Below are 21893 nucleotides of genomic sequence, written 5' to 3' on the forward strand. Positions count from 1 at the left end.
TGCGCGAGCGCGGGTGCGGCGCGCCGTTGGCACTTTGCTACTAAGGCACTACTGACTTTCGTCGCGAAATATGGGTAAAACGCTTGGCCGATCGACAAGAACAAACAGAGGCCGTCCATGCGATCTTCCCCTCGCCTTAACGCGCGCGCCTGCCTGCTGCACGCTTTGGCCATCTGCGCTGTGCTGCTGCTCCACTACGCAATCACGCTGCCGTTCCCGCTGCTGGCTGCACTCATCCTTGGGGTGGCGCTGGTGCCCTGGTTCGGTGTCTGGCGTGCGGGCGACGAGACGAGCAGTGCGGCTGGGGCCGAACCGCAGGCCTTCACCGAACTGAGCAAGAGTCTCTCCCGGCACACCTGCCACAACGCGCTGTCGGCCGCCCAGGTGGCCTTCAGCGCCGAGCAGCTGGCCGGCCGGCTGCAGTCGCAGCTGCAGGCGGTCAGCGAGATCGCCAACGGCGCCGAGGCGATGGCCGCCACCGGACAGGACAGCGCCGAGCGCGCCCGTCATACCCTGGAAGCAGCGCAGGCGGTGCGGCGTAGCAGCGATGCCGGGCAGACCGAACTGTTGCAAGCCATCGCCCGCATGCAGCAGCTCAGTGCGCAGACCCAGTCCAGCCGCGAGCTGATCGACGGTCTGTCGGCGCGTACCGAGGAAATTCGCCAGATCACCGATGTGATCCAGTCCATTGCCAGCCAGACCAATCTGCTGGCGCTCAACGCCGCCATCGAAGCGGCCCGGGCCGGCGAGGCGGGGCGCGGCTTCGCCGTGGTCGCCGACGAGGTGCGCAATCTCGCCGCACGGACCTCCAGCGCAACCGAGGAAGTCGGGCGGATGGTCGCCGATATCCGCGAGCAGAGCAGCGCCGTGGTCAGCCATATCCAGCAGCAGGCCAGCGAACTGGACGAAGCCGCCGAGCAGATTGCCGGTACCGGCCAGCAGCTGACCGGCATCACCGAACTGGCCGGCGGCGTGGAGGCTCAGGTCGCCGAGATCACCTCCGGCACGGCCAGCAACCATGAACGGCTGACCGCGTTGTTCGTCGCGCTCGACCAGCTGCGTGCCGATGCGCTGGACAGCGAACAGCAGACCCGCCAGCTGGAGCAGGCCGCCGAACGCCTGGTGGCGCAGGCCGAGAGCGCGAGCGAGCGCCTCGCCGAGGTACAGCTCGACGACTATCACCAGGCGATCTACGACCTTGCGCGCCAAGGGGCCGCGGATATCGCGGCGCGCTTCGAGGCGGATATCGACGCCGGCCGCATCGCCGTCAACGACCTGTTCGACCGCAACTACCAGGCGCAGCCGGGTACAGATCCGTTGAAGTACCACACTCGCTTCGATAAGTACGCCGATGGCGTGCTGCCGGCGATTCAGGAGCCGCTGCTGGCGCGCCACGATGCGATCGTCTACGCCATCGCCACCACCCCGGAAGGCTACGTGCCGACCCACAACAATGCCTTCAATCATCCGCCGGTGGGCAATCCCGAGATCGACCGCAGCCGCAGTCGCAGCAAGCGGCTGTTCAACGACCGTACCGGCGGACGCTGCGGCAGCCACCAGCGCAACGTGCTGCTGCAGACCTACAGCCGCGACACCGGCGAACTGATGCACGACCTCTCGGTGCCGATCATGGTCAAGGGGCGTCACTGGGGCGGGCTGCGCCTGGGCTATCGGCCGGAGGCGCAGGCCTGACGGCGGCTCAGGGCGCCAGCGCCATCCACTGATCGCTCAGGCTGCGGGTGTGGCGGTCGACCATGATCGGCGCGAACGGCCGGCCCGAGGCGGTGGAGAAGTTGTTGCTGCCGCTGTTCATGTCCTGCAGCGCCACCTTGAGAAAGCTCCAGCGCGTCTTGACCCGGGCTAGCGCCGGGTCGCCGCGCTCGCCGAGCTGCGCCAGTTGCGCGTCGATGGCCGGCACCAGCTGCCGTTCGTCCTGGCCGAGGTAGGTGTCGGGCTGCTCGCGGGCCGTCTCGAAACTGCCGATGTAGGCGCGGCTGAGGTATTGCACGGCGAGGTATTCGACTTTCGCCGGCAGCTCGGCGTGGGCCTCGACGCCCTGCTGGCCGCGTACGGCAGTGAGGAACTCGCGCAGTGCCTTGCTCATTTCCAGCGGCCAGCCCCAGGGCATGTCGTCTTCGCCGCGACCGAAACCGGCACCTTCGCGCAGCCTGGCCTGTAACTGGCGGTGGCTGTCGCGCAGCGCGCTGGTGGGATTCGCAACACCCTGCAGGGCCTCGTTGAGCGCCAGGATGTCAGCTTCCATCCGCGCCAGGTGGGCTTTCTGGAAGCCTTCGCCGCGATACAGCAACAGGCTGCTGGTGGCGCGACTGGCGTGGATCTGCAGTTTTTCCAGCGCGGACAGTGTCTGGCTGTGGGACTGGCCGGGCAGCCAGGCGACGATCAGGGCGAGCAGCCATATCCATGTGCGATGGCGCATTGTTGTGCTCCTTTGTTGTTTTTATCGAAGCGGATGCCTGCTTGTTGCAGTTGGCTTCCAGAGCCTAGCGGACCAGTGGCCAAGTGGTATCACCCCAAAGTGTGATTCGCCGCTGAGCTGCCGGACGGCCAGCGACAGGGGTGGTGCTCAGAGCATCCGTTCCAGGCCAACGACATCGGCCAGCCAGGCGTTCAGGCGGCGCCAGAATCCGCCTGGCTCGCGCTCGAGAACGATGCGCCGGCCCTGCTCCTCGGCGATCCATACCAGCTGGCGGGTATCGCCGCGCCGGGCCAGCTTCACCTCGTAGCTGCTTGCCGGTGCCATGCCCTCGAGCGTCAGTCGGTGCACCTCACGGGCCAGCGTCGGGCTCTGTGCGAGGATGCCGACTTCGCTGTTCCACAGTACCGAGCGCGGGTCGAAGTTGAGCGAGCCGATGAACACCCGTTTGCGGTCGAACACCGCCGCCTTGCTGTGCAGGCTTGATTCAGACTCGCCGAAGAAGCTGTAGGAGGACTTCTGGTCGGGCTGGCGGCGCAGTTCGAACAGCTGCACGCCCTGTTCCAGCATGCGTCGACGGTAGGGTGCATAGCCGCCATGCACGGCCGGCACGTCGGTGGCTTCCAGCGAGTTGGTGAGGATGCGGATGGTCACGCCATCGCGGTGACGCTCGGCCAGGTAGTCGACGCCGCTGTCGGTGGGCACGAAGTACGCCGACACCAGCATCAGCTCATCCTGCACCGCGGTCAGTGCCGGCGCCAGCTGGGTGGTCAGCAATTGCGTGGGCGGGCCATCGGCCAGGAGTTTGTCGGGGTCGTCCCAAAGCGCCGCGGCGGGCGCCCAGATCAGTTCATCCAGCCAGCGCTGCAGTTGCGGCTCGCGCTGGTAGCGGATCAGCCGGCGGTACAGCGGGCCATCGTCGCGGCGCGCCTGCTGCAGATACTGCTGGAGCTGCTCGCGCGCCTCGCTCAGCTTGTGCCGTGCCGGCGGTCGCCAGAAGAAGTGCTGGATCGGCACGCTTAGCTGGTGATTCCAGTATTGGTCGAAGCTGTCGGCAAGCTGCCGCGCCACCGGGCCGGCGGCTAGCAGGTCGATGTCGGTGAAATTCAGGCTGCGATCGGCATCGAAATACTCGTCGCCCAGATTGCGTCCGCCAACGATCGCCAGGCTGCTGTCGACCAGCAGCAGCTTGTTGTGCATGCGCCGGTGCTGCTGCGATAGATGCAGCAGCCGCCCGAGCGTACGCGTGACCGGGTTGCTGCGGCCGGCGCGCAGCGGGTTGAACACGCGGATCTGCACATTCGGATGCGCTGCCAGTGTGGCGATGCGGTAGTCCTGCCCGTCGCTGGTGGTGTCGTCGAGCAGCAGCCGGACGCGCACGCCACGGTCGGCGGCGCGCAGCAGCTCGTCGACCAGCAGGCGCGTGGAGAGGCCGTCATGCACGATGTAGTACTGGATATCCAGGCTGCGCCGCGCGGCACGGAACAGCTCGGCGCGGGCGGCGAACGCCTCGCTGCTCTCAGGCAACAGGCGCAGGCCGGAATGACCCTCCGGCTGCGCGGCTGCCAGCCTCTGCACCTGCCGGCCGAGCGAGGAGTCCGCCGGCGCCGTGGCGTGGGAGGGCGCCGGCGCAGGCTGGCTGGCACAGCCGGCAAGCGACAGCAGTAGGATCAGCAGCAGGAGCGCTCGCACGGTGTTCCCTTCCGGTCCGGTCACGTGCAGCTTAGACGTCGCGCCGTCAGAAGCGATCCTTCAACCGATACCAGAGCATGCCCAGCGCCAGCAGCGGCGAGCGTAAGGCCGGGCCGCCGGGGAAGGTCGGGTGCGGCACGCGGGCGAACAGATCGAAGCCGTGGCTCTCGCGCCCGGCGATGGCTTCGGCGAGCAGCCGGCCGGCCAGATGGGTGGCGTTCAGGCCGTGGCCGGAATAAGCCTGGGCGTAGTAGATGTTGGGCTGCTCCGGCAGCCGGCCGATCTGCGGCAGACGGTTGGCGCCGATGCCGATCATGCCGCCCCACTGGTACTCGATGCCGATACCCACCAGCTGCGGAAACACCGCGAGCATCTTCGGCTGCATGTAGGCGGCGATGTCCTTGGGATCGCGCCCGGAATAATGGCAGGCACCACCGAACAGCAGTCGCCCGTCGGCTGAGAGACGGAAATAGTCGAGCGCCACGCGCTGATCGCAGACCGCCATGTTCTGCGGCAGCAGTTCGTGGCACAGCGCCGCCGGCAGGCGTTCGGTGGCGATGATGTAGCTGCCGGCCGGCAACACCTTGCCCGCGAGCTTGGGCTGCAGGCCGTCGAGATAGGCATTGCAGGCCAGCACCAGCTGGTTGGCGCGCACCACGCCGTGGGCGGTGTGGACCTTTACCTGCGTGCCGTACTCGATGCGTTCGACCGCGGAATCCTCGTGCAGGCGCACGCCCAGGGTCTGCGCCACGGCCGCCTCGCCGAGCGCCAGATTGAGCGGATGCAAGTGCCCGGAACCCATGTCGACCAGCCCGCCGATGTAGCGCTGCGAGCCGATCACCGTCGGCAGGTTGGCTCGCGAGATGCGCTGCAGCGGATGCGCGTAGCCCAGACGCAGCAGGTCGGCGTAGTCCTGCTCGAAACCTTCCAAATGGCGCGGCTTGGTCGCCAGGTCGCAATAGCCCCAGGTCAGGTCGCAATCGATGGCGTGCCGCTCGATGCGCTGGCGGACGATCTCGACGGCTTCGAAGCCCATGCGCTTGAGTTCGTCGACGCCCTCTTCGCCGAGGATCGGCCGGAACTGCTCGACATCGTGGCCGACACCGCGGATCAGCTGGCCACCGTTCCGACCGCTGGCACCCCAGCCAATACGCCGGGCTTCGAGGAGGATGACCGACAGCCCTCGCTCGGCGAGTTCGATGGCGGTATTCAGCCCGGTAAAGCCGCCGCCGACGATGCAGACGTCGGCGCGGGCCTCACCGGCGAGCGCGGCGAAACGCAGCGCACGGTTGGCGCTGGCGGCGTAGTAGGAGGGGGCGTGAAAGTCTTGGCGGGAGGTGTTCTGAGTCATCGGTTCGGAATGGATTCTCTGCGGGGTTCAGGGGGAGGTCACGGTTCGGCACTGCAGCGAGCAAAGCACGCCCGGCGCCGTTCGGCCAGCGGCCGCGGCGGGCTCGCTGGAGCGGGACGGGCACGCAGGCGCTCTAGTCCGGCACCGGCAGCTCGAGCGATTCCTTCACTTCTTCCATGACGATGTAACTCTTGGATTCGCGCACGTGCGGCAGTTTCAGCAGGATGTCGCCGAGCAGCTTGCGATAGGAGGCCATCTCCGAAATGCGCGCCTTGACCAGATAGTCGAAGTCGCCCGACACCAGGTGGCACTCCAGCACGTGCGGCAGCCGCAGCACGGCGCGGCGGAAGTCCTCGAAGGTATCGCCGGACTTGTAGTCCAGGCTGATCTCGACGAACACCAGCAGGTTGGCGCGCAGCAGCTGCGGATTGAGTCGTGCGTGGTAACCGAGGATCACCCCGTCGCGCTCCAGACGGCGCACCCGCTCGGTGCATGGGGTGGTCGAGAGGTTGACCCGCTCGCCCAGTTCGGTGAACGAAATCCGTCCCTCCTGCTGCAGGATGCGCAGGATCGAACGGTCGATCCGGTCCAATTCCCGACGGGCCTTGTTGGAATTGTTCATGGGGGATGCCCCTCCGGTAAAAGCCATATTGGCGAGAATTTTCGTCAACAATCGCATGATAAACAGTGAATACCACTGAGTCAGCCGTCCTACACTCCGCCCAACAACAACGGATACATCCGGGCGTGCCGGATGGAGGGCGACAGTCATGCGAGTTCTGATCCTGGGCAGCGGTGTGGTCGGCACCGCCAGCGCGTACTACCTGGCCCGAGCCGGGTTCGAGGTGGTAGTGGTCGATCGCCAGGACGGCGTCGCCCTGGAAACCAGTTTCGCCAACGCCGGCCAGGTATCGCCCGGCTACGCCTCGCCGTGGGCCGCTCCGGGCATTCCGCTCAAGGCCATGAAGTGGCTGCTGCAGCGCCACGCGCCGCTGGCCATCAAACTCACCGGCAGCCTCGACCAGTACCTGTGGATGGCGCAGATGCTGCGCAACTGCACCGCTGCGCGCTACGCGGTGAACAAGGAACGCATGGTGCGGCTGGCCGAATACAGCCGCGATTGCCTCGACGAGCTGCGTGCCGAGACCGGCATCGCCTATGAGGGACGCCAGCTCGGTACCACCCAGCTGTTCCGCACCCAGGCGCAAGTGGACGCCGCCGCCAAGGACATCGCCGTGCTCGAACAGGCCGGCGTCCCCTACGAAGTGCTCGACCGTGCCGGCATCGCGCGCGTCGAACCGGCGCTGGCCAAGGTCTCCGACAAGCTCGCCGGCGCCCTGCGCCTGCCCAATGATCAGACCGGCGACTGCTACCTGTTCACCTCGCGCTTGGCCGAGATGGCGCGTGAACTGGGCGTGGAGTTTCGCTTCGGGCAGAACATCGAGCGCCTGGAGAGCGACGGCGAGCGCATCGCCGGGGTCTGGATCGATGGTCAGCTGGAGCGCGCCGACCAGTATGTGCTGGCGCTGGGCAGCTACTCGCCGCAGCTGCTCAAGCCGCTCGGCATCCGCGCGCCGATCTACCCGCTCAAGGGCTATTCGCTGACTGTGCCGATCACCGACGCCGCGATGGCGCCGACCTCGACCATCCTCGACGAGACCTACAAGGTCGCCATCACCCGCTTCGACGACCGTATCCGCGTCGGCGGCATGGCCGAGATCGCTGGCTTCGATCTGTCGCTCAACCCGCGTCGTCGCGAGACGCTGGAGATGATCACCGCCGACCTATATCCGCAGGGCGGCGACCTGAGCCGCGCCGAGTTCTGGACCGGACTGCGCCCGGCGACCCCGGACGGTACGCCGATCGTCGGCGCGACGCGCTATCGCAACCTGTTCCTCAACACCGGCCACGGGACCCTCGGTTGGACCATGGCCTGTGGCTCCGGTAGCCTGCTTGCCGATCTGATCGCGAAGAAGCGTCCGCAGATCAGCGCGCAGGGTCTGGATATTTCCCGCTATAGCAGCCGCAGCGAGGTATCCGGCCACGGTCGGCCGGCTTCCGCCCACTGACCCCTCAACCCCCTGCAATAACCGTCGACCGGGTGTCCGCCACGCTGACACCCGGTCGAGTGACATGGATCTATCAGCGAGCCGGAGCCGCTCATCTGTTCCCCGCCTGGAGCAGCGTTTCACCGGAATGAGCTGACATCTGCAGTCGTTCCTCGTACCTACAAATCTAAGAACGAGATGAATGTAATGAACAAACAATCGATCCAGATTGCGCTGGCTTATATGTCCGTGGTTATCGGTGGTGGCTTCGCCTCCGGCCAGGAAGTCCTCCAATTCTTCACCGGCTACGGGCTGGTCGGCGTCGCCGGTACGCTGGTCAGTGGCCTGCTGTTCGCCTTCCTCGGCATGCAGATCGCCCGCATGAGCTCGAAGATGCAGGCCAACTCGCACAAGGAAGTCCTCTACAGCCTGTTCGGCGCGCGCGTCGGTCTGGCCGTCGACGTGGTGCTGTCATTCTTCCTCTATGGCGTGGGCGTGGTCATGCTGGCCGGCTGCGGATCGATCTTCGCCCAACAGTACGGCATGCATCCGCTGTTCGGCGGCGTGCTGATGACCGTGCTGGTGATCGCCACGCTGTGCCTGAACGTCAAGCGCATCATCGATCTGATCAGCGCGGTGATGCCGTTCCTGCTGGCGATGGTGCTGATCATCACCACCTACTCGATATTCAACTACAACGCCTCGGTCGAAACCCTCGATGCGGTCGCCCGCGAGAACAACGAGACGGTCAGCTCCAACTGGTTCGTCGGCGCGCTGCTCTATGCCTCGTTCAACATCGCCGTAGGATTCCCGATGCTCGCGGTGATCGGCGGAATGACCAAGCAATCCAAGGCTGCGGGGCTGGGCGGTGTGCTCGGCGGGCTCGGCCTGGGCGTGCTGATCCTGCTGCTGAACGTCGGCCTGTTCGCCAATATCAACCAGCTGCAGGGCATCGAGATGCCGACCCTGGCGCTGGCGTCGCGGATTTCGCCGCTACTGTCGGTGGTCATGTCGGTAGCGCTGATCTGCATGGTCTATAGCACCGCCGTCGGCATGTTCTTCGCCTTCAGCGCACGTTTCGCCAAGCCCGAGTCGGCACGTTTCAAGGGCTTCAGCGCGATTTCGGTGTGCATCGGCCTGGCGCTGAGCCTGGGCGGTTTCAGCAAGCTGGTCGGCACCGTGTATCCGCTGCTCGGCTACGTCGGCTTTGCGCTGATCCTTGCCATCGTCTTCAGCTGGGTGCGCGGCCGCTCCCGCGCGAACCTCGAAGTGCAAAAACGCGAGCTGAGCCCGCTATCCTGACACTGCCCGGTGCCGGCCCACTGCAGGCCGGCGCCACTCGTTCGAGGAGAATTGAATGCCCATCCAGCGTCTGCACACTACCGCCCGCTACAGCGAGGCAGTCATCCACCGCGGCACGGTCTACCTGTCCGGGCAACTGGCCGACGATCTGTCGGGCGACATTCGCCAGCAGACCCGCGAAACCCTGCTGAGCATCGACCGCATGCTGGCCGAGGCCGGCAGCGACCGCTCGCGCCTGCTTTCGGCGCTGATCCATCTGCGCGACATGGCCGACTACGACGGCATGAACGAAGTCTGGGATGAGTGGTTGCCCAAAGGTTCCGCACCGGCGCGTACCACCGTACAGGCACTGATGTATTCGCCGCAGGTGCGGGTGGAAATCACCGTGGTGGCCGCGTTACCGGACCTGTCCGGGCCGAACCTCTGACAGCAGGTGCACCGGATAGCGCGCCAGCGTGTTGTAAATTCCGAACGCCGTTGCCATCATGACAGCCTGTCGTTTCGCTCTTGATAGGAGAGCTCGTATTGGACGTCGGCGTTCGGCTGCAAACCATCCGCAAGCTCAAGGGGCTGTCTCAGCGTGAACTCGCCAAGCGTGCGGGCGTCACCAACAGCACCATTTCCATGATCGAGAAGAACAGCGTCAGCCCCTCGATCAGTTCGCTGAAAAAGGTTCTCGGCGGCATTCCCATGTCGCTGGTGGAGTTCTTCTCGCCGGATTTCGAGCAGGACAGCGACACCCAGGTGGTCTACAAGGCGAGCGAGCTGATCGACATCTCCGACGGTGCGGTGAGCATGAAACTGGTGGGCAAGGCGCATCCGAGCCGGGCCATCGCCTTTCTCGACGAGACCTATCCACCCGGCGCGGACACCGGCCTGGACATGCTCGCCCACCAGGGCGAGGAGACTGGCATGCTGGTCGAGGGGCGGCTGGAGCTGACGGTCAACGGTCAGACCTATGTGCTCGAAACTGGCGACAGCTACTACTTCGAGAGCAGCAAACCCCACCGTTTTCGCAATCCGTTCGACGCGCCGGCCCGGCTGATCAGCGCAACCACGCCGGCGAACTTCTGAGCGGCGCCGCGCAATGCGACAAAGAGTCGCGAGCGATGGCAATTGTTTCGGCTTGTGGGGCTTGCCGTTATACTACTGCCCGCTCGCGAACCGTGGCCGCGGGCGTGTCTAGCCACAATGAGGGTGAAAGGTGAACCTGATTAAGAAGATCCTGGTAGCACAGACTGCCGTAGTGGCCCTGTGGGCAATGAGCGCTCAGGCTGCGACCGACGAAGCTATCGCCGAGCGTCTGAAGCCGGTGGGCGAAGTATGCGTACAAGGCCAAGAGTGTGCGGCGGCCGGTGGCGGCGCTGCGGCGGCGGCCGGTAGTGCGGCACGCAGCGGCGAAGAAATCTACGGCAAGTTCTGCACCGCTTGCCACGGCTCCGGCCTGCTCAACGCGCCGAAGAGCGGTGACTCCGCGGCCTGGAGCGCACGTGCCGACGCCAAGGGCGGGCTTGATGGTCTGCTCAAGAGCGCCATCAGCGGCATCAATGCCATGCCGCCGAAAGGCACCTGTGGCGACTGCTCAGACGACGAGCTCAAGGGCGCCATCAAGCACATGTCCGGTCTCTGATCGACAGACGCTGAGCGTTGCACCGACAAAGCCGCCTACGGGCGGCTTTGTCGTATCTGCACATCACTCGACGAACTGCACCTGGCCGTTCTCCAGCGAGGCGATGCGCGCCAGCGATTCGATGCGCAGGCCGGTTTCCTCCAGCTCGCGTCGGCCGCTCTGGAACGACTTCTCGATGACGATCCCCAGGCCGACGACGGTCGCGCCAGCCTGCGCGATGATCGACAGCAGGCCCTTGGCGGCCTTGCCGTTGGCCAGGAAATCGTCGATCACCAGCACCCGGTCGGTCGCCGACAGGTGGTTAGCGGCAATCGCGATGGTGCTCTCCACCTGCTTGGTGAAGGAGTACACCGAGGCGGTCAGCAGGTTGTCGGTCATCGTCAGCGACTGGTGCTTGCGCGCGAAGATCACCGGCACGCCGAGTTCCAGCCCGGTCATCACCGCCGGCGCGATGCCGGACGCTTCGAGGGTGACGATCTTGGTGACGCCGGCATCGCGAAAGCGGCGGGCGAATTCCTGGCCGATCTGCTGCATCAGTCGCGGATCGATCTGGTGATTGAGAAAGGCGTCGACCTTGAGCACGCGCTCGGACAGAACGATGCCTTCGCTGCGGATTTTCTGTTTCAGTAGTTCCACGTACGTGCTACCTCGAAAGGGCCTCGGGCAGGCCTGGCCGGGTCCCGAGCGGGGCGGCGCAGCCTGGAAAGCCGCGCATTTTCGCGCAATCCTGGCGGGCAGTGCAAAAATCCGACATGCGCCTAAATGACTGAACACCTGTAAGGATAAGCCGCCTAAGCTGGAAGGCCATTTCAACCAGCGGGGAATCACGCATGTTGCGTATTGCTATCAACGGGTATGGACGAATCGGTCGTGCGGTCGTGCGGGCCTTGTTCGAGCGTGGCCTGCAGGAGCAGGTGCAGATCGTCGCCATCAACGATCTCAGCGAGCACGGCACGCTGGTGCACCTGACGCGCTTCGACTCGACGTTCGGTCGGTTTCCGCAGCCGGTGGAGCTGCAGGGCGAGGCGATGGTCGTCGGCGGTCAGAGCATCCGCCTGCTCGCCGAGCGCGAGGCGAGCCGGCTGCCGTGGGGCGAGCTGGGCGTCGACGTGGTGCTCGAATGCACCGGCAAGTTCAAGCAGCGCGTCCTGGTCGAGCAGCACCTGCAGGCCGGTGCGCGCCGGGTGTTCGCCTCGCATCCGCTGGATGGCGCCGACCTGACCGTGGTCTATGGCGTCAACCACCAGCTGCTGGGCGACCAGCAGGTGATCTCCAATGCTTCCTGTACCACCAACTGCCTGGCACCGCTGGCCAAGGTGCTGCACGAGGCGGTGGGCATTCGCCAAGGGCTGCTGAACACCGTGCACTCCTACACCAACGACCAGAACCTGCTGGACAAGGCCCACAAGGACCTCTACCGCGCGCGCGCCGCGGCGCTGTCGATGATCCCGTCGACCACCGGCGCGGCCAAGGCCATCGGCCTGGTGCTGCCGGAGCTGGCCGGGCGGCTGGATGGCCTGTCGGTGCGGGTGCCGACGCCGAACGTCTCGCTGGTGGACCTGACCTTCGTCGCCGACCGTGCGCCGCAGGGCGTCGAGGCGATCAACCGCATCCTGCGCGAGGGCGCGCAGCGGCTGCCGGCCGGCGTGATGGAGTGCACCGAGGAGGCGCTGGTGTCCTGCGACTTCAACGGCTATCCGGCGTCCTGTGTGGCCGACCTCAGCCATACCCGCGTGCAGGGCGAGCTGGTCAAGGTATTGGCCTGGTATGACAACGAATGGGGCTTCTCCAACCGCATGCTCGACGTGCTGCTGCACTGGAACCCGCAGCCGGCCGCCTGAGCGGATACCACACCCGCCGTCCGCTCGCGACGCCGCGGCGGGCGGCTGGGTGGTGCTGTCTATACTCGCTGAACCCCAGCGCCATTAACTGCCGGAGAGAGCCCATGAGTCATCGCATCGTCCTGCCGCGCCTGATGGAAATCGGCGCTGGCGCCAGCCAGCAGCTTGCCGTCGTGCTGCGCAGCCTGGGCTGCAGTCGCCCGCTGATCGTCACCGACCGCATGATGGTCGAGCTGGGCTATGTCGATCGCCTCGAAGAACAGCTGCAGGCGGCGGGAATCGCCAGTCAGCGCTTCGCCGACACGCTGCCGGAGCCTACCGCGGCGTCGATCCGCGCCGGCGTGCAGATGGTCCGCGATGGCGACTTCGATTCCATCGTCGCCCTTGGCGGCGGCAGCCCGATCGACTCGGCCAAGGCCATCGGCATCCTCGGCCGCTACGGCGGCGAGATGCGCGACTATCGTTTCCCGCGTGATGTGTGCGAGCCCGGCCTGCCGCTGATCGCCATTCCCACCACCGCCGGCACCGGCTCGGAAGCGACGCGCTTCACCATCATTACCGACGAAACCAGCGACGAGAAAATGCTCTGCGCCGGTCTCGGTTTCATGCCGGTCGCCGCGCTGATCGACTACGAGCTGACCCTTTCGCTGCCGCCACGGGTCACCGCCGATACTGGTCTGGACGCGCTGACCCACGCCATCGAGGCGTACGTCAGCCGCAAGGCCAGCGGTTACAGCGATGCCCAGGCCCTGCAGGCCATGCGCCTGCTGGCGCCCAACCTGCGTACCGCCTTCCACGAAGCGGGCAACCGTGCCGCGCGCGAGGCGATGATGCTCGGCGCGACGCTGGCTGGCATCGCCTTCTCCAACGCCTCGGTGGCGCTGGTGCACGGCATGAGTCGGCCAATCGGTGCGTTTTTCCATGTGCCGCACGGGCTGTCGAACGCCATGCTGCTGCCGGCGGTCACCGCCTTCTCGATTCCTGCCGCGCCCGAGCGCTACGCCGATTGCGCCCGTGCGATGGGCGTTGCGGCACAGACCGACAGCGTCGAGGCCGCCAACCAGCGGCTGCTGGCTGAGTTGCAGGCGCTGAACCGTGAATTGCAGGTGCCGAGTCCCGGCCAGTACGGCATCGCCCGCGAGCGCTTCTTCGCATTGCGCGAGACGATGGCGCAGCAGGCGCTGGCGTCCGGTTCGCCGGGCAACAACCCGCGCGTGCCGACGCAGGCGGAAATCGTCGAGCTGTACGAGACGGTCTGGAACCAGGCGTGAACGCCGGCGCCGCGCGGCGATCGTGGCCGTCGGCGCCGTTCACAGCACGTAGAACAGCACCGCGATGAAGTGCAGCAGGCTGCCGCCCATCACGAACAGGTGCCAGATGCCGTGCCAGTGGCGGAAGCGCTCGTCGAAGACGAAGAACACGATGCCCACCGTGTAGCAGATGCCGCCGGCCAGCAGCCAGGCGAAGCCCGCGCCGCCGAGCGCGGCGAGCAGCGGCTTGACCGCCACCAGGACGATCCAGCCCATCACCGCGTAGATCACCAGCGAGAGAATCCGCGCTTCCGAGCGTGGCTTGATCTCCTGCAGCATGCCGATCAACGCCAGGCTCCAGACCACGCCGAACAGCGTCCAGCCCCAGGGACCGGCCAGCGTGACCAGGCAGAATGGCGTATAGCTGCCGGCAATCAGCAGGTAGATCGACAGGTGATCGAGCTTGCGCATGATCACCTTCGCCCGCCCGCGCAGGCTGTGGTAGAGGGTGGAGATGCTGTAGAGCAGCACCAGGCTGAGGCCGTAGATCGCCACGCTGACTATCTCGGCGAGCGATCCGCCGAGCGTGGCCAGCACTTGCAGCCAGATGGCGCCCAGGCTGGCGAGTACGGCACCGACCAGGTGCGTCCAGGCGTTGAAGCGTTCGCCGTGGTACATCGGGGGGGTCTCCGCGCAGATGCGACAGGCCCAGCATGCCGCGTCCGCATGACCGGATACAGTCAAATCGATGAACGATCAGCGAAATGGACCAGATGGCGGCGCCGCGTTGTGCCCGCGCGAGGGCTTCGTTGCTCCGTCGACGCGCGGCTGCGCCGACCTCGCGCCGCCTGTCGTCAGCGCTTGAGCATCGCGCGCATCGCTGCCAGTGCGTCGTTGCCACGCGCGGCCTTCACTTCCACCGGCGCGTCTTCCTGGCCTTCCCATTCCAGGTCTTCGGGCGGCAGTTCGTCGAGGAACCGGCTGGGCATGCATTCGATGATTTCGCCGTACTGCTTGCGCTTGGCGGCGAAGGTCATCGCCAGGTTCTGCCGCGCGCGGGTGATGCCGACATAGGCCAGGCGGCGTTCTTCCTCGATGGTGTCGGCTTCGATGCTGGAGCGGTGCGGGAGGATTTCCTCCTCCATGCCCATGATGAACACGTAGGGAAACTCCAGGCCCTTGCTCGCGTGCAGGGTCATCATCTGCACGCCCTCGGCGCCTTCTTCCTCTTCCTGCTGGCGTTCGAGCATGTCGCGCAGCACCAGCTTGGCGATGGCCTCCTCGATGGTCATCTCGCCTTCCTCGTCGCGCTCCAGAGTGTTCTTCAGCGCGTCGATGAGGAACCAGACGTTGCCCATGCGGAAGTCCGCGGCCTTGTCGCTGGAGGTCTGGCTGCGCACCCAGGTCTCGTAGTCGATGTCCATGACCATGCTGCGCAACGCGGCGATGGGGTCGTTCTGCGCGCACTGCTGGCGCAGGTTGTCCATGTAGCGCTTGAAGCGCGCCAGGCGGTCGGTGAAGCGGCTGTCCATCAGCTCGCCGAGGCCGATCTCGTCGCAGGCGGCGTACATGGAAATCTTGCGCGCGCTGGCATAGTTGCCGAGCTTTTCCAAAGTGGTCGAACCGATCTCGCGGCGCGGCACGTTGATCACCCGCAGGAAGGCGTTGTCGTCGTCCGGGTTGACCAGCAGGCGGAAGTAGCTCATCAGGTCCTTCACTTCCTGGCGGCTGAAAAAGCTGGTGCCGCCGGACAGCCGATAGGGTATCTGGTGGTGCTGCAGCTTCAGCTCGATCAGCTTGGCCTGGTAGTTGCCGCGGTAGAGGATGGCGAAATCGCTGTAGGGCCGCTGGGTTCGCAGATGCAGCGTGAGGATTTCCATCGCCACGCGCTCGGCCTCGGCTTCTTCGTTGCGGCAGCGGATCACGCGGATCGGGTCGCCATGGCCCATTTCCGACCACAGCTGCTTCTCGAAGGCGTGCGGGTTGTTGGAGATCAGCACGTTGGCGCATTTGAGGATGCGGCTGGTGGAGCGGTAGTTCTGCTCCAGCATCACCACCTTCAGCGAGGGAAAGTCTTCCTTCAGCTGCATCAGGTTTTCCGGCCGCGCGCCGCGCCAGGCATAGATCGACTGGTCGTCGTCGCCCACCACGGTGAAGTGCGCGCGCTGCTGCACCAGCAGTTTGACCAGCAGGTACTGGCTGGCGTTGGTGTCCTGGTATTCGTCCACCAACATGTAGCGCACCTTGTTGCGCCACTTCTCCAGCACCTCGGGGTGGTCCTGGAAGAGCTTCACCGGCTGCATGATCAGGTCGTCGAAATCCACCGCGTTGTACGCCTTGAGCGTGCGCTGGTAGTGGGTGTAGACGACGGCGGCGGTCTGCTCCTTGGGGTTGCGCGCGCTGGCCAGCGCTTCCTCGGGGGTGACCAGGTCGTTCTTCCAGCTGCCGATGTAGTGCTTGATCTCGTCTACGCCGTCATCGCCGGCGTATTCCTTCTGCATGATGTCGCTCAGCAGCGCCTTGATGTCGCCTTCGTCGAAGATCGAAAAGCCCGGCTTGTACCCCAGATGGACATATTCCTTGCGGATGATGTTCAGGCCCAGGTTGTGGAAGGTCGATACCGTCAGGCCCTTGCCTTCGCCGCCGCGCAGCAGGCTGCTGACGCGCTCCTTCATCTCGCGCGCGGCCTTGTTGGTGAAGGTCACTGCGACGATGTACTGCGCGCGGATGCCGCATTGCTGGATCAGGTAGGCGATCTTGCGGGTGATCACGCTGGTCTTGCCGGAGCCGGCGCCGGCGAGCACCAGCATCGGGCCGCCGACGTAGTTCACGGCTTCCTGCTGCCGGGGATTGAGTCGGGACATGGACGTTCGGGTTGTGGAAGGCGGGGCGCGAGTTTAGCAGGCCAGCGCCGGGAAGCGGCTCGCTCACGACCGATCGGCGGCCGATCGGCTGGCGGGCCTTGGTAAATGAGATTATTCCTTTATCTTGTCGAGCCGGCCCGCTCGCGCAGGCTGGTCCGACAGCGGACGTTTCCTGCGTCCATCTCACCACGCTCCGGGAGGCTGCTTGTCCGCGTCCATCGCACCCCTGTCACTGTTGCTGCTGGCCGAGCGCCCCGAGTGGGCGACACAGCTGCGTGGCTGCCTGGAGCAGCTGGCGGATGCGCCGGCGCTGCTGGTTGCCCCGGACTGGGCGACGGCGCGGGCCACGCTGGACGATAGCGCCCGCGGCCTGCTGCTGACGACGCCAGCCTGTCGGCCGCCCGCGCACGAATGCCCCTGGCCGGTGATCCTGCTGCTCGATGCCGAGCCGGCCGAAGTACCGGAAGGCGTACTCGACTGGCTGGTGCGCGACCAGTTCAGTGCTGACGTGCTGCGTCGCTGCCTGCGCTATGCACGCGAGCGCTGCCGGCTGCAGGGCTCGTTGCAGCGCCTGAGCGAGTACGACCCATACACCGGCGTGGTCAATCGCCAGGGCTTCCAGGCCCTGCTGATGGCGGCGCTGGCCGAGCACCAGGGGCGCGGGCTGGTGCTCGGCTATCTGGATCTGGACGACTTTCGCCACGTCAACGACTCGCTCGGCCACCAGGCCGGGGATCGGCTGATGCTGCAGATCGTCGCGCGCCTGCAGGCGCAGCTGGAGGAGGGTGATGCCCTGGGACGGCTGGGCGGCGACGAGTTCGCCCTGCTGCTGGACGTGCGCGAACGGCCACGCCGCGCCGCCGAGATGGCCGATCGTCTGGTCGAAGCGCTCGCCGAACCCTACTGGGTCGACGGCGAGAGCCTGATGCTCGGCTGCAGCCTGGGGCTGGCGTCGGCGCGTCCGGGCATTGGCGCCGACCCGCTGATGTGGCATGCGCAGAGCGCCATGCGCCAGGCCAAGTCCCGCCAGGGGTGCACCTGGCAACTGTACGACGAGCAGGCCAGTCGCGGCGCGCGCGGCCTCGCCGAGCTGGAGAGCGAGCTGCGCAAGGCCCTGCGTCGTGGCGAGCTGGAGCTGCACTACCAGCCGCGCCTGTGCCTGAGCAGCGGGCGGATTCTCGGGCTGGAGGCGCTGGTGCGCTGGGCACACCCGGAGCGCGGCCTGCTGACGCCCGAAGCGTTCATTCCGCTGGCCGAGGAGAGCGGGCTGATCGTTCCGCTCGGCTACTGGGTCATCGCCCGCGCCCTGCATGACCTGCAGGCGTTGCGTGCGCAGGGTGGCGATGCGCTGCACATGGCGATCAACCTGTCGTTCCGCCAGTTCCAGGACAGCCAGCTGCTGGCGACGCTCAGCCGGCTGATCGAGGAATGCGGCATCGATCCGCACTGGCTGGAATTCGAGCTGACCGAAACGGCGGTGATGCGCCGCAGCGAGCAGGTTCGGCGCACCATGGAAACCTTGCGCAAGCTCGGCGTGCGGTTTTCCCTGGACGATTTCGGCACCGGCTTCTCGTCGTTCGTGCACCTCTCCAGCCTGCCGATCGCGCTGTTGAAGATCGACAAGAGCTTTGTCGCCGGCATGGAGGGCAACCGCCGGCTGGTGCATGCGATGGTCAACCTCGCCCGCGACCTGCAGCTGGAAATCGTCGCCGAAGGGGTGGAAACCGCCGCGCAGCTGGAGCAGCTCAAGCGCTTCGGTGCGCACCAGATCCAGGGCTATCTGGTCAGCCGGCCGCTGCCGCTGGCCGAGCTGGCGGTCTTCATGCGCGGCGAGCGCCGCGCCGGGCTGGCGCACTGAGCCAACCCGACGCCTTGCGTCAGCGCACCATGTGCAGGAAGTGCATGTGTTTCTCGTACTGGTCGAGGATGTCGCCGATCACGCCCTCGCGGCTCCAGCCCATCACGTCGTAGTCCTGGCCGCCTTCCTTGAGGTGCACCTCGGCGCGGAAGTACTTGCGCTCGCCGGGCTCGTCGTCCTCGCTGCGCGGCACGAAGCTGGGCATCACGTAGGCGCGTGGCCGCACCTCGTAGAGGAAGTCGGGCTCGCCCTCGTGGACGATTTCGATGCGGATGCGCTGGTCCTCGCCCTCGCTGACCGTGGCGCCGTAGCCCTGCTTGCGAATTTCCTCGGCAACCGCCTCACAGGCCGGACGCACCACTTCGGCAATGAAGCGCACCACATGGCGGCGTCGCGGAAACATCGTCAGATTGCGCAGGCGGCGCTGCCAGTCGCTGTAGGCGCGCGGCGTGGCTGGCGAGGTGGTGATCGCCTGGTAGCGCAGGCCCTGCTTGGTCGCATCGATACGCAGCGCCTTGAGCAGGCCCCACATCGAGCAGAGCAGCGCGAGCGCAAAGGGCAGCGCGCTGGCAATGGTGGCCGTCTGCAACGCGGTGAGGCCGTCGGCCAGCAGCAGCGCAATGGCCACGCCGGCCATCAGCATGGCCCAGAAGATGCGCTGGCGCGCCGGGGTGTTGTCATTGCCGCCGGAAGCCAGCATGTCGACCACCATGGCGCCGGAATCCGCCGAGGTGACGAAGAACACCACCACCATGACGATCGCCAGCAGCGACAGCAGCCCGGAGAAGGGAAAGTGCTCGAGGAAGGCGAACAGCGCCAGCGAGCTGTCGCGCTCGATGGCTTCGCCGAGGCTGCTGACGTTTTCCCAGAGGATCATGTGGATCGCCGTGTCGCCGAACACCGTCATCCACAGCAGGGTGAATGCGGTCGGCACCAGCAGCACGCCGGCCACGAACTCGCGGATCGTCCGTCCGCGCGAGATGCGCGCGATGAACAGGCCGACGAAGGGTGACCAGGCCAGCCACCAGCCCCAGTAGAACAGCGTCCAGCCGCCGATCCAGTCGTTCGGCTCGTAGGCGTACAGGTTGAAAGTCTTGTTGACGATGTCCGCCAGGTAGCTGCCGGTGTTCTGCACGAACGTCTGCAGGATGAACACCGTCGGCCCGACGATCATCACCAGCACCATCAGCAGCACCGCCAGCGACAGGTTCAGCTCGGACAGCCGGCGTACGCCCTTGTCCAGTCCGCTGACTACCGAGAGCGTGGCCAGCGCCATGGTCGCCAGGATCAGCGTAATCTGCACCGGGAGCGAGATCGGCAGGCCGTAGAGGTGGTTCAGGCCGGTGTTGATCTGGGTGACGCCCAGGCCCAGCGAGGTAGCCACGCCAAGCACGGTGCTGATGATCGCGAAGGTATCCACCGCATGCCCGATGGGCCCGTGGATACGCTCGCCGATCAGCGGATACAGCGCCGAGCGCAGTGCCAGCGGCAGACCGTGGCGGTAGGCGAAGTAGGCCAGGATCATCGCCACGATGGCGTAGATCGACCAGGCATGCAGGCCCCAGTGGAAGAAAGTGATCTTCATCGCCTCGCGCGCGGCGAGCACGCTGCCGCCTTCACCGACCGGTGGCGAGAGGAAGTGCATTACCGGTTCGGCGACGCCGAAGAACATCAGGCCGATGCCCATGCCGGCGGAAAACAGCATGGCGAACCAGGTGGTACGTGAGTAGTCGGGTTCGCTGTGGTCGGGGCCGAGCTTGATGTCGCCGTAGCGGCTGAGCGCCAGCAGCACCACCATCAGCAGGATCAGCGCAACGGCGAGGATGTACAGCCAGCTGAGGTGGGCGACGATCCACGCCTGGGTCGTGCTGAACAGCGACTGCGCGTGTTTCGGCAGGGCGACGCTGTAGATCACCAGCGCCAGGATGATGAATGCCGAGCTGTAGAAGACCGGCGGATTGATGGTTGTAGCGGAAGACCTTCTTGCCTCCATGCTGCGCTCCTTCGTGGGTCTGGGGAGTGGCCGCCTGTGGCGAAAGCGCACCAATCTAACATAGACAACGAAACGGCCCTGGTGTCTACGGCGCGCTTGCCGGCGCCGCGCAGCGTGTCAGGCCTGGGCGGCGGGGCGGTATTGCAGCGCTTCGGCGAGGTGCTGACGGGAGATTTCCACCGTCGCGTCCAGGTCGGCCAGCGTGCGCGCTACCTTGAGCAGGCGGTGCGCGGCGCGCAGCGACAGGCCGAGGCGTTCGCAGGCGTGCTCCAGCCATTGCTGGTCGACGCCGTCCAGCCGACAGTGCTGGCGCAGGCCGGCGAGGTCGAGAAAGGCATTGGCGCAGCCCTGACGACGCAGCTGCAGCTGGCGTGCGGCCGCCACCTGAGCGGCCACTTCCGCGCTGCTCTGGCCATGCTGCGCGGGTGCATTCAGCGAGGTGGTTTCGCGCGCGACCGTCAGGTGCAGGTCGATGCGATCGAGCAGCGGGCCGGACAGTTTGCCGCGGTAGCGCTGGATCTGCTCCGGGGTGCAGCGGCAGCGTCCGCCGGGATCGCCGAGATAGCCGCAAGGGCAGGGGTTCATCGCCGCCACCAGCTGGAAGCGCGCTGGGAAGCGCACCTTGTCGCGTGCACGGGCAATGACGATCTGCCCCGATTCCAGCGGCTCGCGCAGCACCTCCAGCACCTTGCGATCGAACTCCGGCAGCTCGTCGAGAAACAGCACGCCCTGGTGCGCCAGGGTGATCTCGCCAGGCTGCGGCCGGCTGCCCCCGCCGACCAGCGCCGGACCGGACGCGCTGTGGTGCGGCTGGCGAAACGGCCGCTGCGGCCAGTGCGCCAGAGGGCCGTGGCTGGCTACCGACTGGATCGCCGCGACTTCCAGCGCTTCCTGCTCGTCCAGCGGCGGCAGCAGGCCGGGCAGACGGCTGGCCAGCAGTGTCTTGCCAGTGCCGGGCGGGCCGGAGAACAACAGGTTGTGTGCACCCGCCGCGGCGACCAGCAGGCCGCGCTTGGCGGCGAGCTGGCCTTGCACGTCGGCCAGGTCCGGGTAGGGCAGCACCTGGCGCAGCAGGCCTTGGGCGACATAGGGCGTCAGCGGCGTGGTGCCGCTGAAATGCGCCGCGACTTCCAGCAGGTGGTCGGCGGCATACACGGTCAGGCCGGACGCCAGGCTGGCTTCCTCGGCATTGGCCCGCGGCACCAGCAGCGCGCGGCCGGCGGCGCGAGCGGCAAGCGCGGCGGGCAACACGCCCTGCACCGGACGCAGCGCCCCGGAAAGCGCCAGCTCGCCCAGGCATTCGAGCCCGTCCAGGCGCTCGGCCGGCAGTTGACCGCTGGCCGCGAGAATGCCCAAGGCAATGGCCAGGTCGAAACGACCGCCGTCTTTGGGCAGGTCGGCGGGTGCGAGGTTGAGGGTGATGCGTCGGGCAGGGAAGTCGAAACCGGAGGTGAGGATGGCGCTGCGCACGCGATCCTTGCTTTCCTTCACTGCGGTTTCCGGCAGCCCGACCAGCGCCAGCGAGGGCAGGCCGTTGGCCAGATGCGCCTCGACGGTCACCGGCGGCGCTTCGACGCCGCTCTGTGCGCGGCTGTGGACGATGGCCAGGGACATTCGATCACTCCTTGAT

At 66.3% G+C, this 21893-nt stretch carries 18 protein-coding genes; 9 read left to right on the top strand and 9 right to left on the bottom strand.

Annotated elements, in window-relative coordinates; genetic code table 11:
* Nucleotides 1–468: 468 nt before the first annotated feature.
* Nucleotides 469–1692: a methyl-accepting chemotaxis protein gene (locus HU825_RS07015; RefSeq protein ID WP_431978465.1), complete on the top strand. Its 1224-nt coding sequence runs from the start codon at nt 469–471 to the stop codon at nt 1690–1692.
* A 7-nt stretch (nt 1693–1699) separates the two neighbouring features.
* On the opposite strand, the gene HU825_RS07020 is transcribed toward HU825_RS07015, so the two are convergent.
* The 4 genes from HU825_RS07020 to HU825_RS07035 all read right to left on the bottom strand — a co-directional run bounded on the left by HU825_RS07020 (nt 1700) and on the right by HU825_RS07035 (nt 6099).
* Nucleotides 1700–2437 carry a hypothetical protein gene (locus HU825_RS07020; protein WP_156716117.1) on the bottom strand — a complete coding sequence of 246 codons (738 nt, stop codon included), beginning with the start codon at nt 2435–2437 and terminating at the stop codon, nt 1700–1702.
* A gap of 147 nt (nt 2438–2584) precedes the next feature.
* A complete protein-coding gene (locus HU825_RS07025; RefSeq protein ID WP_054094419.1) occupies nt 2585–4126 on the bottom strand; it encodes a phospholipase D family protein in 1542 nt (513 codons plus the stop codon).
* Nucleotides 4127–4172: 46 nt separating this feature from the next.
* Nucleotides 4173–5477 carry an NAD(P)/FAD-dependent oxidoreductase gene (locus HU825_RS07030; protein ID WP_234303192.1) on the bottom strand — a complete coding sequence of 435 codons (1305 nt, stop codon included), beginning with the start codon at nt 5475–5477 and terminating at the stop codon, nt 4173–4175.
* A gap of 133 nt (nt 5478–5610) precedes the next feature.
* Nucleotides 5611–6099 carry an Lrp/AsnC ligand binding domain-containing protein gene (locus HU825_RS07035; protein WP_043297870.1) on the bottom strand — a complete coding sequence of 163 codons (489 nt, stop codon included), beginning with the start codon at nt 6097–6099 and terminating at the stop codon, nt 5611–5613.
* A gap of 148 nt (nt 6100–6247) precedes the next feature.
* On the opposite strand from HU825_RS07035, the gene dadA reads away from it, so the two are divergent.
* The 5 genes from dadA to HU825_RS07060 all read left to right on the top strand — a co-directional run bounded on the left by dadA (nt 6248) and on the right by HU825_RS07060 (nt 10457).
* A complete protein-coding gene (dadA, locus tag HU825_RS07040; RefSeq protein ID WP_043297871.1) occupies nt 6248–7546 on the top strand; it encodes a D-amino acid dehydrogenase in 1299 nt (432 codons plus the stop codon).
* A gap of 186 nt (nt 7547–7732) precedes the next feature.
* Entirely contained in the window at nt 7733–8827 is a 1095-nt protein-coding gene (locus HU825_RS07045; protein ID WP_043297872.1) for a YkvI family membrane protein, read from the top strand.
* 55 nt (nt 8828–8882) lie between these two features.
* A complete protein-coding gene (locus HU825_RS07050) occupies nt 8883–9254 on the top strand; it encodes a RidA family protein (protein WP_043297873.1) in 372 nt (123 codons plus the stop codon).
* Between the two features lie 98 nt (nt 9255–9352).
* Nucleotides 9353–9901 (top strand): cupin domain-containing protein, encoded by a 549-nt coding sequence (locus tag HU825_RS07055; protein ID WP_008568399.1) that lies wholly within the window; start codon nt 9353–9355, stop codon nt 9899–9901.
* A 130-nt stretch (nt 9902–10031) separates the two neighbouring features.
* The gene (locus HU825_RS07060; protein ID WP_138300928.1) at nt 10032–10457 is read left to right on the top strand and encodes a c-type cytochrome; all 426 of its coding nucleotides are present in this window, start codon (nt 10032–10034) and stop codon (nt 10455–10457) included.
* Nucleotides 10458–10520: 63 nt separating this feature from the next.
* Here HU825_RS07060 and HU825_RS07065 read toward each other — a convergent pair whose 3' ends face one another.
* Nucleotides 10521–11093 (bottom strand): xanthine phosphoribosyltransferase, encoded by a 573-nt coding sequence (locus HU825_RS07065; protein ID WP_008568395.1) that lies wholly within the window; start codon nt 11091–11093, stop codon nt 10521–10523.
* 194 nt (nt 11094–11287) lie between these two features.
* On the opposite strand from HU825_RS07065, the gene gap reads away from it, so the two are divergent.
* Together gap and HU825_RS07075 are read left to right on the top strand one after the other, a co-directional pair.
* Complete coding sequence (gene gap / locus HU825_RS07070; RefSeq protein ID WP_234303193.1) at nt 11288–12298, top strand: type I glyceraldehyde-3-phosphate dehydrogenase; 1011 nt, start codon at nt 11288–11290, stop codon at nt 12296–12298.
* Nucleotides 12299–12402: 104 nt separating this feature from the next.
* The gene (locus tag HU825_RS07075; protein WP_234303194.1) at nt 12403–13569 is read left to right on the top strand and encodes an iron-containing alcohol dehydrogenase; all 1167 of its coding nucleotides are present in this window, start codon (nt 12403–12405) and stop codon (nt 13567–13569) included.
* A gap of 39 nt (nt 13570–13608) precedes the next feature.
* On the opposite strand, the gene trhA is transcribed toward HU825_RS07075, so the two are convergent.
* Nucleotides 13609–14226 carry a PAQR family membrane homeostasis protein TrhA gene (gene trhA / locus HU825_RS07080; RefSeq protein WP_054094425.1) on the bottom strand — a complete coding sequence of 206 codons (618 nt, stop codon included), beginning with the start codon at nt 14224–14226 and terminating at the stop codon, nt 13609–13611.
* A 176-nt stretch (nt 14227–14402) separates the two neighbouring features.
* Nucleotides 14403–16412 carry a DNA helicase Rep gene (gene rep / locus HU825_RS07085; RefSeq protein WP_054094426.1) on the bottom strand — a complete coding sequence of 670 codons (2010 nt, stop codon included), beginning with the start codon at nt 16410–16412 and terminating at the stop codon, nt 14403–14405.
* A 226-nt stretch (nt 16413–16638) separates the two neighbouring features.
* Between rep and HU825_RS07090 the strand changes: the two genes are divergently transcribed.
* The gene (locus HU825_RS07090) at nt 16639–18270 is read left to right on the top strand and encodes a putative bifunctional diguanylate cyclase/phosphodiesterase (protein WP_431978466.1); all 1632 of its coding nucleotides are present in this window, start codon (nt 16639–16641) and stop codon (nt 18268–18270) included.
* Between the two features lie 19 nt (nt 18271–18289).
* Here the strand turns inward: HU825_RS07090 and HU825_RS07095 are convergent, their stop codons facing one another.
* Together HU825_RS07095 and HU825_RS07100 are read right to left on the bottom strand one after the other, a co-directional pair.
* A complete protein-coding gene (locus tag HU825_RS07095) occupies nt 18290–20263 on the bottom strand; it encodes a BCCT family transporter (protein WP_234303196.1) in 1974 nt (657 codons plus the stop codon).
* Nucleotides 20264–20380: 117 nt separating this feature from the next.
* Nucleotides 20381–21877: a YifB family Mg chelatase-like AAA ATPase gene (locus HU825_RS07100; RefSeq protein ID WP_234303197.1), complete on the bottom strand. Its 1497-nt coding sequence runs from the start codon at nt 21875–21877 to the stop codon at nt 20381–20383.
* Nucleotides 21878–21893 lie beyond the last annotated feature (16 nt).

The sequence above is a fragment of the Pseudomonas phenolilytica genome (assembly GCF_021432765.1).
GTDB lineage: Bacteria > Pseudomonadota > Gammaproteobacteria > Pseudomonadales > Pseudomonadaceae > Stutzerimonas > Stutzerimonas phenolilytica.

Excerpts from the sequence above, each read along its gene's own strand:
- HU825_RS07015 (WP_431978465.1), top strand. The coding sequence starts at position 469 with ATGGCCGCCACCGGACAGGACAGCGCCGAGCGCGCCCGTCATACCCTG.
- HU825_RS07020 (WP_156716117.1), bottom strand. The coding sequence starts at position 2,437 with ATGCGCCATCGCACATGGATATGGCTGCTCGCCCTGATCGTCGCCTGG.
- HU825_RS07030 (WP_234303192.1), bottom strand. The coding sequence starts at position 5,477 with ATGACTCAGAACACCTCCCGCCAAGACTTTCACGCCCCCTCCTACTAC.
- HU825_RS07035 (WP_043297870.1), bottom strand. The coding sequence starts at position 6,099 with ATGAACAATTCCAACAAGGCCCGTCGGGAATTGGACCGGATCGACCGT.
- dadA (WP_043297871.1), top strand. The coding sequence starts at position 6,248 with ATGCGAGTTCTGATCCTGGGCAGCGGTGTGGTCGGCACCGCCAGCGCG.
- HU825_RS07045 (WP_043297872.1), top strand. The coding sequence starts at position 7,733 with ATGAACAAACAATCGATCCAGATTGCGCTGGCTTATATGTCCGTGGTT.
- HU825_RS07050 (WP_043297873.1), top strand. The coding sequence starts at position 8,883 with ATGCCCATCCAGCGTCTGCACACTACCGCCCGCTACAGCGAGGCAGTC.
- gap (WP_234303193.1), top strand. The coding sequence starts at position 11,288 with ATGTTGCGTATTGCTATCAACGGGTATGGACGAATCGGTCGTGCGGTC.
- HU825_RS07075 (WP_234303194.1), top strand. The coding sequence starts at position 12,403 with ATGAGTCATCGCATCGTCCTGCCGCGCCTGATGGAAATCGGCGCTGGC.
- trhA (WP_054094425.1), bottom strand. The coding sequence starts at position 14,226 with ATGTACCACGGCGAACGCTTCAACGCCTGGACGCACCTGGTCGGTGCC.
- rep (WP_054094426.1), bottom strand. The coding sequence starts at position 16,412 with ATGTCCCGACTCAATCCCCGGCAGCAGGAAGCCGTGAACTACGTCGGC.
- HU825_RS07095 (WP_234303196.1), bottom strand. The coding sequence starts at position 20,263 with ATGGAGGCAAGAAGGTCTTCCGCTACAACCATCAATCCGCCGGTCTTC.
- HU825_RS07100 (WP_234303197.1), bottom strand. The coding sequence starts at position 21,877 with ATGTCCCTGGCCATCGTCCACAGCCGCGCACAGAGCGGCGTCGAAGCG.